Origin of the sequence: Leisingera sp. ANG-M6 (assembly GCF_000813905.1) — a bacterium.
In the GTDB taxonomy this organism is placed as follows: domain Bacteria; phylum Pseudomonadota; class Alphaproteobacteria; order Rhodobacterales; family Rhodobacteraceae; genus Leisingera.
Map to the genome: position 1 here is coordinate 423 of NZ_JWLG01000004.1, position 13058 is coordinate 13480.

10 protein-coding genes and 1 pseudogene are annotated in these 13058 nt (G+C 63.6%); 9 read left to right on the plus strand and 2 right to left on the minus strand.

Annotated features, from left to right (window positions below; genetic code table 11):
• The 4 genes from RA24_RS02185 to RA24_RS02200 all read left to right on the plus strand — a co-directional run.
• Positions 1 to 1416: aminomethyltransferase family protein (locus tag RA24_RS02185; protein ID WP_241480881.1), on the plus strand; the 1416-nt coding region annotated here is incomplete at its 5' end.
• A gap of 37 nt (positions 1417 to 1453) precedes the next feature.
• On the plus strand, positions 1454 to 2422 hold the full coding sequence (locus tag RA24_RS02190) for an ABC transporter substrate-binding protein (RefSeq protein WP_039147979.1): 969 nt from the start codon (positions 1454 to 1456) through the stop codon (positions 2420 to 2422).
• A gap of 74 nt (positions 2423 to 2496) precedes the next feature.
• Entirely contained in the window at positions 2497 to 3546 is a 1050-nt protein-coding gene (locus tag RA24_RS02195) for a quaternary amine ABC transporter ATP-binding protein (protein ID WP_039147976.1), read from the plus strand.
• Between the two features lie 11 nt (positions 3547 to 3557).
• On the plus strand, positions 3558 to 5075 hold the full coding sequence (locus RA24_RS02200) for an ABC transporter permease (protein WP_039147973.1): 1518 nt from the start codon (positions 3558 to 3560) through the stop codon (positions 5073 to 5075).
• A gap of 183 nt (positions 5076 to 5258) precedes the next feature.
• On the opposite strand, the pseudogene RA24_RS02205 reads toward RA24_RS02200, so the two are convergent.
• Both RA24_RS02205 and RA24_RS02210 read right to left on the minus strand, forming a co-directional pair.
• Positions 5259 to 5480, minus strand: a pseudogene (locus tag RA24_RS02205) (YdhR family protein); the annotation flags it as partial.
• A 169-nt stretch (positions 5481 to 5649) separates the two neighbouring features.
• Positions 5650 to 6672 (minus strand): LacI family DNA-binding transcriptional regulator, encoded by a 1023-nt coding sequence (locus RA24_RS02210; RefSeq protein WP_039189492.1) that lies wholly within the window; start codon positions 6670 to 6672, stop codon positions 5650 to 5652.
• A 113-nt stretch (positions 6673 to 6785) separates the two neighbouring features.
• Between RA24_RS02210 and RA24_RS02215 the strand changes: the two genes are divergently transcribed.
• The 5 genes from RA24_RS02215 (at position 6786) to RA24_RS02235 (ending at position 12751) form a co-directional block, all read left to right on the plus strand.
• A complete protein-coding gene (locus RA24_RS02215) occupies positions 6786 to 8297 on the plus strand; it encodes a tripartite tricarboxylate transporter permease (protein ID WP_019296376.1) in 1512 nt (503 codons plus the stop codon).
• The gene (locus RA24_RS02220; protein WP_019296375.1) at positions 8294 to 8749 is read left to right on the plus strand and encodes a tripartite tricarboxylate transporter TctB family protein; all 456 of its coding nucleotides are present in this window, start codon (positions 8294 to 8296) and stop codon (positions 8747 to 8749) included. The genes RA24_RS02215 and RA24_RS02220 overlap by 4 nt, the downstream gene beginning before the upstream one ends.
• A gap of 41 nt (positions 8750 to 8790) precedes the next feature.
• On the plus strand, positions 8791 to 9750 hold the full coding sequence (locus RA24_RS02225) for a Bug family tripartite tricarboxylate transporter substrate binding protein (protein ID WP_019296374.1): 960 nt from the start codon (positions 8791 to 8793) through the stop codon (positions 9748 to 9750).
• A gap of 68 nt (positions 9751 to 9818) precedes the next feature.
• A complete protein-coding gene (sauS, locus tag RA24_RS02230) occupies positions 9819 to 11240 on the plus strand; it encodes an acylating sulfoacetaldehyde dehydrogenase (RefSeq protein ID WP_039189495.1) in 1422 nt (473 codons plus the stop codon).
• Positions 11237 to 12751: a class I adenylate-forming enzyme family protein gene (locus RA24_RS02235; RefSeq protein WP_039189498.1), complete on the plus strand. Its 1515-nt coding sequence runs from the start codon at positions 11237 to 11239 to the stop codon at positions 12749 to 12751. Before sauS ends, RA24_RS02235 begins: the two co-directional genes overlap by 4 nt.
• The last annotated feature ends 307 nt before the right edge of the window (positions 12752 to 13058 follow it).

The following is a 13058-nucleotide window of genomic DNA, read 5'->3' on the forward strand; positions in this document are numbered from 1 at the left end:
CCGCGCGCGGCCTGGCCTGCGATCAATTTCTTCTGGAACACCTGGGTCGATCCCAATTCGCACCACATCCTGACCGAGGAATCCCACTCCCGTCCCGGCGACTACGTGGCGATGCGAGCGCTGGAAGACCTGGTCTGCGTCTCAACCGCCTGCCCGGACGACATTGACCCGATTAACGGCTGGAACCCGACGGACGTGCACGTCCGCATCTACCGCCCCGAAACACCTCTGCGCCGCGCTGTTGCCTACCGCGAGAAGGAAGACGCCCCGATGTCGATCAGCCAGAATTCCGCCTTTCACGAGCGGCTGGAGCCGCTGACCCAGCATTTTGCCCCCGCGCGTGATCTCTGGGCGCCGGTGAGTTTCCCGTCGCATGGCACCACAGGCGAATACTGGGCCTGCCGCAATGCAGTGACGCTGCAGGACATGAGCGGGCTGCGCAAATACGACATCGCCGGCCCCGACGCCGAAGTGCTGCTGCAGCAGGCCACGACCCGCAACGTCGCCAAACTGGCGGTGTGGCGCGGCTCCTATACGCTGATGTGCGACCAGGCTGGAACGGTGATCGACGACGGCACCCTGTTCCGGCTCGCCCCCGACCTGTTCCGCTGGTGCTGCGGCTCCGAGGAAAGCGGCCGGGTGCTGGAGACGCTGGTGCAGCAGATGGGCCTGCAGGTCCGCATCCACGACATGCGCGGCGCATTGCCCAATCTGGCCATCCAAGGCCCCAGGTCGCGCGACCTCCTACGCAAGATCGCCTTCACCCAGCCGCATGTGCCGCAGCTGGACCAGCTCAAATGGTTCGGCGTCACCGTGGCGCGGCTGCACGACCGCGAGGGTGCGCCCTTCATGCTGTCCCGCTCCGGCTACACCGGCGAGCTGGGCTATGAGATTTTCTGCTCCCAGGCCCACGCGCTGGAAATCTGGGACGCGGTGATGGAGACAGGCGAGGAATTCGGGGTCACCCCGATGGGCTCCGCCGCGCTGGAGATCATCCGGATCGAGGCCGGGCTGGCGGCCGCCAACGCGGAATTCGCACCGGGCGTGGAGGCGTTTGAGGCGGGCCTGGGCTTTGCCGTCGACCTGACCAAACCGCAATTCACTGGCAAGGTGGCGCTAGAGCGCAACGCGCGCGAGCCGCGCCGGGTGCTCAAGGGCCTGCTGCTGGGCTGCAATGACGTGCCGTTGCACGGCAGCCCGGTCTATGCCGGCGCACGGCAGGTCGGCACCCTCACCTCCGCCACCCGCTCGCCGATGCTGGAACATGCCATCGCCATCGCCCGGCTTGGTGTCGAGCACGCGGAAAACGGCACCCGGCTGGAAATCGGCCAGCTCGACGGCCGGATGAAACGCCTCGGTGCCACCGTCACGGATATTCCTTTCTTAGACCCGCAGCGCAAGCGGGCGCGCGCCTGAGGCGCTTGAAACAAACACCAACAGGAGAGAGAAAACGATGAAAAATATCATCTTCGCCACCGCCGTTACCGCCCTGGGCGCAGCTGCGGCCACTAGTGCCACGGCACAGGAGAAAGTCATGGTGGGCGAGCCCAGCTGGCCCGGAGCCAAGATCATGAGCCGGATCATCGGCCAGGTGATCGAAACCCGCCTCGGCAGCGAGGCCGGCTACGCCCCCGGCGCCAACGCGGTGATCTTCGCCTCGATGGACGGCGGCCGCGGCGACATCGACGTGCACCCGGATGTCTGGCTGCCGAACCAGGCCTCCTTCACCGATGAATATGTCGATCAGAAAGGCTCCGTGGCCCTCTCTTCCGGCAGCTACGAGGGCCGCGCAGGCATCTGCGTGCCCAACTACATGGTCGAGAAACACAACATCAAATCGATCTTCGACCTCGCCACCCCCGAAGCACAGGCACTGTTTGACAGCGATGGCGACGGCATGGGCGAGGTCTGGGTCGGCGCTTCCGGCTGGGCCTCGACCAACACCTTCAAGGTGCGGGTGCGCGACTACGGCATCGAAACCTTCCTGACCCCGACCACCGAAGACGAAACCGTGTTCTACTCCCGCCTCAAGGATCTGGTCGGCCAGGAGAAAGGCGCCGCCTTCTACTGCTACGCGCCGCACTATGTGCACGCGCTCTATGACGTGACCATCCTGGAAGAGCCGGAGCATGACGCAGCCACCTACAAGATGGTGCAGCCGGATCAGCATGCCGATTGGTACAACAACTCGCACATCTCCACCGGCGAGCCGGTCAAGACCGTGACCGTGGCCTATTCCAGCTCCTTGAAGGACCGCAACCCGGCCGCTGCCTCCTTCCTGTCCAGCATCGACATGAGCGCCGAAGCCCTGTCCGAACTCACCTACGAGGTGGTGGTCAAAGGCAATGAGATCGACGCGGTTGTTGCAGACTGGATCGCCGACAATGGCGATACCGTCGATACCTGGCTTGGCCTGAAATAACACGCCCTCCCACACGCGCGCTCCGGCGGCGGCCTGCCGCCGGGGCACCTTCATTAAGTTAGACGGGGGTCCGGATGGAAAAGGACATTGCAATCGACGCACGCGGCGTCTGGAAGATCTTCGGCGCACGCTCCGCCGAGGCGCTGAAGGCCATTCACGCCGAACGGCTGACCAAGCCGCAGGTGCTGGAGCGGTTCAACTGCGTGGTCGGCGTCGCCGATGCCAGCTTCCAGATCGAACGCGGCGAGCTGTTCTGCGTGATGGGCCTGTCTGGCTCCGGCAAATCGACGCTTGTGCGCCATGTGAACCGGCTCTTGGAGCCGACCGACGGCCATATCTACATCAACGGCGACGATGTGATGGGGCTGAACGCCGAAGGCCTGCGCGACCTGCGCAACCGCCGGGTTGCCATGGTGTTCCAGAACTTCGGCCTGATGCCGCACCGCACGGTGCGCGACAACGTGGCGATGCCGCTGGAAATCCGCGGCACCGGCAAGGCCCGCCGCTGGGAGGAAGCCGACCGGGTGCTGGAGCTGGTGGAGCTTTCGGGCTGGGAGGACAAATACGCTCATGAGCTGTCGGGCGGCATGCAGCAGCGCGTCGGGCTGGCCCGCGCCATCGCCTCCGACCCCGAGATCCTGCTGATGGACGAGCCGTTTTCAGCGCTGGACCCGCTGATCCGCAAGCAGCTGCAGGACCAGTTCATGGAGCTTTCCCGCAAGCTGGGCAAAACCACCATGTTCATCACCCATGACCTCGACGAGGCGATCCGCATCGGCCACCGCATCGCCATCATGAAGGACGGCCGCATCGTGCAGATCGGCACGCCGGAGGAGATCATCCTCAACCCGGCTGATGACTACGTGGCGGATTTCGTGGCTGGCATCTCCAAGCTCAACATGATCTTCGCCCATTCGGTGATGAAGCCGGTGGCGGAGTTCGAAGCCACCCACGGCGCCCTGCCCGCCGACGCCAGGGAGGCGCGGCCCGACATGGACCTAAGCGGCCTGATGGAACTGGCAGTGGACGGCCACGGCATCGTCAAAGTGGCGGATGATGGCGCCACCGTCGGGGTGATCAACCGCGCGGGCCTGATCCGCGCGATTCAGGACAGCCAGGCGTAAGGAGAAGGGTGATGCAACACATCGACCAATCACAGATCAAACCGGAGACCGCCGGACGCCTGAATGCGCTGGTGGCGGAATTCACCGGTCAGTCGCAGGCCTATTACCAGCGCGTTTTCTCCTACATGATGGAGGCGCCCGGTTACCGCTTCACCCTGAACCGCGCCGCCGCGCTGCTGGGGCCAGTCTGGTTCGGCGCCCGGGGCCTGTGGTCCTGGTTCCTGGGCTTTCTGCTGCTGGAAACGCTGGCCTATATCCAGATCGCGATGGGGCTGTTCGGTGACCTCGGCCGGGTCTCCCGCCTGCGCGCGGAACAGATTGCCCAGACGCTGGACCTGCGGCACCAGCAGATCGCTGCAGCCGAGGCCTCGGGCGCGTCCTCGCTCGAGTCCCTGAAACGCGCGGCAGAGTCGCTGGAGGCGGCGATGGCCGGCGCACAGCAGGCCGCGGCAGCCGCCAATGCCAGCGGCACCATCTACCTGATCGCCGGCGCGGCGCTGTTGCTGGCGGTCAAGTTCCTGGCGGCGTCGCTGGCGAACTGGACGCTGGAGGGGCAGTTTGCCCGCTGGCGCTCCGACCGCCGGGTCGCCAGCGGCTGGTCACTGCCGCGGCTAATCGTCTCCTCCGTGCTGGCCGCCGCCGTGGTCGTGCTGTCGGCGCTGAAATTCGCGATGCCCGATGCCTTCTCGCTGCTGAACGCCTTCCCCACCAACCGCGACTGGCGGCTGAACGTCGGCGACGGGGTGCAGGCGGCGTTCGACTGGACCAAGACCTCCGGGCGCGGCTTCTTTGACGGGCTGACCGCCGGCATGCGCACGCTTCTGGACTGGATCGAGGTGGTGCTGGTCGATACCCCCTGGCCGGTGGTGGCGCTGGTCATTGTGATGCTGGCCTACCTGTCGGCAGGCGCCCGGGTGGCGATCTTCACCGGCGCGGCGCTGGCCTACCTGGGCCTCTTGGACTTCTGGGAAAAGGCGATGACCACCATTGCCCTCCTGGGCGCCGCGGCGCTGATCTCGATCACCCTGGGTATCCCGCTCGGCATCTACTGCGCCCGCCGCCCCAAGGTTTTTGCGGTGGTGCGCCCGGTCTTGGACTTCATGCAGTCGATGCCCTCCTTCGTCTACCTGATCCCGGTGGTAGCCTTCATCGGCTCCGGCAAGCCCGCGGGCGTGGTCGCCACCATGATCTTCGGCAGCCCGCCGGTGATCCGCTTCACCGTGCTGGGCCTGCAGCAGGTGCCGGAAACCGTGCGCGAGGCCGCGCTCGCCTTCGGCGCCACCCCGCGTTACCTCCTGTGGCGGGTGGACCTGCCGCTGGCGCGCAAGACGATCATGGCCGGCGTCAACCAGACCATCCTCTTGTCACTGGCGATGGTGGTCGTGGCCTCGCTGATCGGCGCCAAGGGGCTGGGAGAGGACGTGCTGGAAGCGCTGCAATATGCCGCCGCCGGCCAAGGCATCCTGGCAGGTCTCGCAATCCTGTTCTGCGCCCTGATCCTCGACCGGATCGTGGCAGGCAAACGATGACCTGAAGACGCCGCACCCGGCTTCCGCCGGGTGCGGCTTTCTTGACTGTCCAAAAAACTTCTTCAGCTGTAACCTGCTATCGAAGCTGGAGAGTGCCTCTTCTGATGCTGACAGGAGAGGACGTTTAATTAATAGAGCCTTTAAAAAAACAGTCTGAAACGGGGTGCGGTTGAATTGGCTGGGTCATTCCCTCACATCAAATACGTGGTCGCTGACGATTTCGATGCCGATCGAGGCCAGGTGCGGAATATGCATGGCCTTGTAGGCTTCCAGGTGCTCTAGGGCTTTGATCAGATAGGTGGAGCCAAAGTGTTCGGTACCGGCCTCTTGGGTCCAGATATTCCGGACAACAACTAGGTTCTGGGCCATGCTCTCGGCAAGATTTTTGGTGCCTTGGAGGAATTCTTCGGTGACGGGTCATCATAGTTCAGCTGGATGGGTAATCCCCCTTTTTTCGGAGCGCTTACTCCATCAGGTCCTTAGGATCAGGTTTTCTGGTTCAAATGCAGCATGCTTCTGTATGAAAAGCTGTTGCTTGTGGTGGAGCGGGCTTGTCCAACTGGCGTTGTTGGATTCAAACCGCACCGGTTGTTCCGCGCAAGATGTGCTCCAGTTTACAGCAGATTCTGAACGGCCTAGGCGCATCCGAGGTTATGAAGGCCGTGAACTGCTCGCCGGCGAGCGTCCCGATGGTGCCAGCAGGGATGCGAACCGTTGTCAGCCCCGGTTCGACTTCGGCGGATCCTTTGAAATCGCCGATGCCGATGACCGACAGCTGCTCCGGCACCCGCAGCCCACAGCGCTGCGCTGCATAAAGCGCGCCCTGGGCAATCACGTCATTGCCGCATAGCAGCGCGCTCGGTCGGGACGGTGCCGACAAAAGCGCGAGGGCCGCCTGCTTGGCCTGCGAAACACTGTATGGCGCTTCCGACTTGCGCCCCTCCGGCACCGCCACGCCTGCGGCCTCAAGTGTTTCCAGAACCGCCTCCAGCCGGTGCCGTGCCCGGTCGTTGCCGCTGGTGTCGGGAAAGATTAGGCCAATGTCCCTGTGCCCCAGGGCTACCAAGTGCTCCGCTGCCATCCGTCCGGCCAGTTTGTTGTCGGCGCCGACGCAGGGCAGATCGGCATCCTCTGCATAGTTCCAAATCGCCATTGCCGGCATTTCCTGCTGCGCAATCAGCCGCGCGGTAGCCTCGGAATGCTCCAGCCCGATCAGCGCCACACCATCCACCCGGTGCTCCATCAGCTTGCGCACCATCTCGTATTCCCGCTCCAGATCATAGCCGTGCGAGGCCAGAAGCAGGGTAAAGCCGGCCCGGTCGATCGCATCCGAGAACGCCTGGATCACCTCGGCAAAAATCGCATGGTTGATGGTTGGCACCACCAGCCCGATGGTGCCCGACCGCTTGCCGTGCATCATCTGCGCCGCGCGGTTTCTGACATATCCGAGTTTCTGCACCGCACGGGTGATCTTCTTGCGAGTCGCCGGGCTTACCAGATCGGGGTGATTGAAGGTGCGCGACACCGTTGAGGGCGACACTTTTGCAGCCTTTGCTACCGCAACGATATCCACGTTACCCTTCTGTTTCGGCGCCATAATCTCCCCTCCCCCGGCAAGATTCATGAAAACGTTTGCAATACTATTTTCATAGCCTAACCTGTTTTGTCAACAAATGTAAAAGCGCGATCAGCCGGGTTGGGAGGCCCCGAATGGACTTCATATTTTACTTCGGAGATGTGTTCTCGCCGCTGTCATTCCTGCTGCTGCTGGGCGGCACAATCGGCGGGCTTATCCTGGGGGCAACACCGGGGCTTTCACCGACAATGGCGGTGGCGCTGCTGATCCCCTTCACCTTCCATCTGGAGGCCGTTCAGGGCCTGATTCTGCTGGGCGCCGCCTATACCTCCACCGTGGCCGGCGGCGCAGTCAGCGCGATCCTTCTGAAGATCCCCGGCGCACCCGCAAACATCGCCACCACGCTGGACGGCCACAAGATGGCCAAGCAGGGCCAGGGCGCCAAGGCGCTGCAGCTGTCGTTCCTGGCCTCCGCCGTCGGCGGCATCTTCGGCGTGCTGCTGCTGATCTTCCTGACCCCGCTGCTAGCCCAGTGGGCGCTGGCCTTCGGCCCCTCGCATCTGTTCTGGCTGGCGATCCTGGGCGTCACGGTGATCGGCTCGCTGGACTCGGCCTCCGTGGTCAAGGGGCTGCTCTCGGGCTGCATCGGCTTGTGGCTGGCCACCATCGGGTTCGACGACATCATGGGCGCCCAGCGGTTCATCTTCCATCCGTCGCTTGGCGGCGGTATCAACATCATCGCGGCGCTGATCGGCCTCTTTGCCATCCCGCAGGTGCTTACCATGTTCGCCAAGGGCCGCCGTGCGGACGGCGCCGAGGTGATCGAGGTGCAGAAGCATTCCGTGCTTGACGCCACCCGCGAACTGCTGCGCCGCCCGCGCGCCCTTAGCATCGGCACCATCACCGGCTCCATCATCGGGCTGATACCCGGCGTCGGCGGCCAGATCGCCGGGCTGGTGGCCTATGACCAGACCAAGAAGTTCTCCTCCGAGAAGGAGAAGTTCGGCAAGGGCCACAGCGAAGGCGTGATCGCCGCAGAGGCCGCCAACAACGCCATGGTCGGCCCGTCGCTGGTACCACTCTTGACGTTGTCGATCCCCGGCAGCCCTACCGCCGCGGTGCTGCTGGGCGGGTTGCTGATCCACGGCATTTTCCCCGGCTCTGATCTGTTCGACAATCACCCGGATGTGGCCTGGACCTTCATCAACTCGATGCTGGTCGGCCAGGTCCTGATGTGCCTGTTCGGTCTCTATGTGGCGGGCCTCGCCGCCCGCGTTGCCCAGGTGCCGCAATCGGTGATGGCCGCCATCGTGCTCGCCCTCTCCGCCTTCGGCGCCTACTCGGTGCAAAGCTCGATGGGCGACGTCTACGTGATGGCCTGCCTCGGCATCGGCATGTACTTTCTGGAACGTTTCGGCTTTTCCGCCGCGCCGCTGGTGCTGGGCCTAATCCTTGGTCCAATCGCTGAGGCGAACTTCATCCAAGGCGGCATGATCGCGGACGCCACCGTCGGCAAGGCCAGTTACTTCCTGTCGGGCGGGCTGAACATCTTACTGATCGCCGTGGTCGTCGCCTCCATCGCCTACTCGGCCTGGATGGAACTGCGCAGCCGCCGCTACACCACCAAAGAGGAGGCGCAAGCATGAACCGGTCTCAGCACATCCTTGGCTCCGGTCTGGTCTTTGCCGTCGGCATCTGGGTCGCCTGGGTCAGTTACACCCAGCAGCCTGCCGAGGCCTTCCTGTTTCCGCGCCTGATCGCATCCGTCTTTGTGGTGCTGGCGGGCTGGACCTTCGGCAAGGCTGCCCTCGGCCTCAGCAAGGTCGGCTCCGGCGTGTCCCGGACGATGTTCCTGAACATGGTTCCGGGTCTGGCGGTGATGCTGATCTATGTCTTTTGGGCAGCCAAGGCGCTGGGGTTCTACACCGCCACCGCCATCGGATTTTTCATCCTGCTGTCGCTCTACGACCCGGCGCCGCATTCCGAAGGCAAAACCTGGGTAAAACGCATGCTGGTCACCGCCGTCTTCGTGGCGGTGATGTACGGCCTCTTTGCAAAACTGCTGAGTGTCTACACGCCGCGGGAAATTCTGTTCTAACCGCGGGAACGCGGTCAGAAACCAATAGGGAGGAGAAGAAAATGAAGAAACTGATTGCAGGCGCTGCCATCGCGCTGATGGGCCTGGCAGGCGCTGCCATGGCCGAAGAGTACCCGGAACGCCCGATCATGATGATGGTCTCCTACGGGGCCGGCGGGGCAACTGATTTTCAGGCCCGGATCGTCACCATGACCGCCGGCAACGAGGATGCGCTGGGAATGCCCATCGCCATCATCAACAAGCCCGGCGCGGGCGGCCGTGTCGGCTGGAACTGGTTTGCGACCCAGGCCGATGCCGACGGCTACACGCTCGCGGCCTACAACGTGCCACACTTCATCGCGCAGTCGATCAAGGGCGGCGTGTCCTATTCCGCAGACAGCTTTGAACCCATCGCCAACTGGGGCGCAGACCCGGCGGTCTTTGTGGTCGGTGCTGACAGTCCCTTCAATTCGATGGCGGATGTGGTTGCCTATGCCACGGAAAACCCGGGCAAGCTGACCTTTTCCGGCGCCGGCCTGTTTGTCGGCCACCACATCGCGGCGCTGCAGATCGAAAAGGCCGCAGGCGTGAAAATGGCCTACATCCCGACCAAGGGCGGCGGTGCCGCTGCGATGAAGGCAGTGATCGCCGGTGAGGTAATGGGCGGCATCAACAACCTGTCGGATGCCTACCGTGCGCAGGAGGCCGGCAACGTCAGGATCCTGGGGGTTGCCGACCTGCAGCGCTCCGATTTCCTGCCCGACGTGCCCACCATGCAAGAGCAAGGTCTGGAGGTCGACAATTCCTCCGTCAATTTCCGCGGCGTGATGGTGCCCAAGGGCACGCCGCAAGAGGTGATCGACAAGCTCGCTGCAACCGTGCCTGCGATGTTCGCCAATGACCGGGTCTCCAAGAAGATGGCGGCCGGCGGCTCACCCATGCACATCATGACCCGCGACGAGGTCAAGGAGATGTGGGCCGCCCGCGAACAGACACTGAAAGAGCTTCTGGCAGGGCTCTGATCCCAGCCGGAACTCCTCCGGGGCGCGCACAGCCGCAGCGCGCCCCGGCCTAGAAATCGAGGTAAGACATGAACGCTCAGGACGCACTCGCCTCCGGCGCCGCCGAGGTGGAAAAGATCGTGGTGCGCGCCCGCACCGCCCAACAGGACTTTGAAGCCAAGGGAAGCCAGGCTCTCTATGACAAAGCTGCCCTGGCGGCCGGATGGGCCATCATGGAGCCCGCCCGCAACCGCGCCCTGGCCGAGCTGGCGGTGGAAAGCACCGGCCTCGGCAATGTGCCGGACAAGATCACCAAGAACCACCGCAAGACGCTGGGACTGCTGCGCGACATCGCGGACGTCCAGACCCATGGCATCATCAGCGACGACCCTGAAACTGGCATCACCGAGATCATGCGCCCCATCGGCGTGATCGGCGCCGTTGTTCCCTCGACCAACCCGGCGGCGACGCCTGCCAACAACATCATCAACGCGCTGAAGGGCGGCAATGCCATCGTCGTGGCCCCCTCCCCCAAGGGCGTCGCTTCCTGCGAGTTGCTGCTGGCCTATATCCACGCCGAGTTTGCCAAGCTGGGCCTTAATCCTGATCTGGTGCAGATGATCCCTGCACCCGGTTCCAAAGCCAAAACCCAGGCGTTGATGGGGGCCGTCGACCGGGTGATCTGCACCGGCAGCCAGAACAACGTCCACCGCGCCCAGTCCTGCGGCACGCCTGCCGTGGCCGTGGGGGCCGGCAATGTGACCGTGATCGTGGAAGAAACCGCGGATCTGGCCGATGCCGCGGCCAAGATCACCGCTTCCAAGTGTTTCGACAACGCCACCTCCTGTTCCTCGGAAAATTCCGTCGTGGTGGTGGATTCCATCTATGACCAGTTCATTGCAGCGCTCGCCCAGGAAGGCGGCGCGCTGGTGCCGGAGGCTGAGGCAGATGGCATCATCGCCAGACTCTGGCCGGACGGCCATCTGAACCGCGCGGTCATCGCCCAGGATGCCAGCAAGATGCTGGGCGCATTGGGCATGGCCGGCAAAGTCCCCTCAGACACCAAATTCCTGGCGGTGGAAACCAGGGGCATCGGCCCGGATCACCCGCTGTCCGGAGAGAAGCTGAGCCGCATCCTCGCCGTCTACCGGGCCGCGGATTACGCAGATGCCAAGGCCATCGCTACCCGCATCCTCACCCATCAGGGCGCCGGCCACTCCATCGGCATCCACACCGCCCTGGACGGGCGCGCCGTCGAACTTGGCCGCGAACTGCCCACCTGCCGGGTGATCGTCAACCAGGCGCATACTTTCGCCACCGGCGGCGCCTTTACCAATGGCATGCCGTTCTCCCTGTCGATGGGCTGCGGCAGCTGGGGCGGCAATTCCATCGACACCAACCTCAACTGGCGCCACTTCGTCCAGTCCACCAAGATTGTACGCGAGATTCCCGCCCGCGAACCGGCGCTGGACGACATCTTTGCCACCTACTGGGCGGAGGTGGGCCAATGATGAAACCGCCCAAGGGAACCACCCGTGACTGGCTCGACACACGCGCAGCAGAAGGCGGCACCGGCTTTGTCTTTCCGGACGGCGGCCCAGATCTGAGCTGGCAGGAGCTGCGCAAGACGGCAGAGGCAATCGCCCGCTACCTGACCGCCAAGGGAATCGCCAAGGGCGAAAGCATCGCCATCCTGCACCCCAACGGGCGCGAAGCGCTTGAATGCCTTTTCGGCGTGCTCTACGGCGGCTTCCGCGCCACCATGATCAACCTTGTTGCCGGCAACAGCGCGGTGTCTTACGCCCTGCAGCACAGCGGCGCTCGCTTTGCCTTTGTCCACCCCAGCCAAACGGACCTGTTTCAAGAGACTGCCAGCCTGCCCTTTCTCTCCCCTTTGGACCAGGCGGCAGCAACCGGCGGGTCACCGGCAGAGCTGCACCCGCTTTCTGCCGGTGACCACGCTTTGCTGATGTACACCTCAGGCACAACCGGCCAGCCCAAGGGGGTGGTGCATACGCACGCCAGCCTGCTGGCGGGCGGCTGGACCACCGCCGTGGCGCATGAGCTGACACCGCAGGACCGCGGCCTCTGCGTGCTGCCCATCTACCATATCAACGGGCTCTGCGTGACGGTGATGGGCGCGCTGACCTCTGGCGGCTCGCTGGCCATGTGCGAACGCTTTTCCGCCAGCCGCTTCTGGGCCCATGCCGGCTGGTCGCAGGCCACCTGGTTCTCTGTGGTCCCCACCATCATCTCGCATTTGCTGCACTCGGATCTGGACCCCGTTGACAGCACTAAGGCGCGGCTGCGCTTCGGCCGTTCCGCCTCTTCCGCACTGGCTCCCGACGTTCAGCGCGCGTTTGAGGATCGCTTTGGAGTCCCGATCATCGAGACCATGGGCCTGACTGAGACCGCGGCCCAGATCCTGTCCAACCCCCTGCCCCCGGGCATCCGCAAGATTGGTTCGCCCGGTTTTGCCTACGGCAACGAGGTGACAATCCTCGATGCCCGGCTGCAGCCCGTCAGTGATGGCAGCGAGGGCGAACTGGCGGTGCGCGGCCCCAACGTCATGCTGGAATACCTGAACAACCCGGAAGCCACGGCCGCGACCTTCACCCCAGACGGCTGGCTGCGCACCGGCGATCTGGGCCGTATCGACGGCGATGGCTACGTCTATGTCACTGGGCGGCTCAAGGAACTGATAATCAAGGGCGGCGAAAACATCGCCCCGCGCGAGATCGACGAGGCGCTTTATTCTCATCCTGACGTGATAGAGGCCGCCGCCTACGGACGCCCCTGCAATACCTACGGTGAAACAGTGGAAGCGGCGGTGAAAATCCGCGACGGCTCCAGTCTCACCGCGCTGGAGCTGATTGAAATCTGCCGGTCCCAGCTCGGTAATTTCAAGTCTCCTGACGAGGTCCACATTCTGGACGACCTCCCCAAAGGCCCATCCGGTAAGATCCAGCGGAACAGGATCCTTGAGGAGATCACGGATCGCGTGGCCGGGAAGAGCAGCTGAGAGAAGCGTCAGGCAGGACTTGCTAGTTGGATACAGCGCGACGACGGACCAATACCAGAATAGGATCTGAAACGGTAACGTCGCCGCCAGATGATAAGGTTTCCTCGCGTCGCAATTTGGAAGGAGTGGCAATGGGTCCTAACTGGCTGTAATTCGTGAAGGTAACGGGGCCCGGCACCCGCATGTCAGCAGTGCAAAGCCAGTCGGGGAGATACTGCTTCCTACAGTTCTTCCAGTTGGAAACTATTTTATTGGCTCGTTCCTGAGCGACCAGACATAACTAAGAAAGGGAGTGTATTCGCCATGA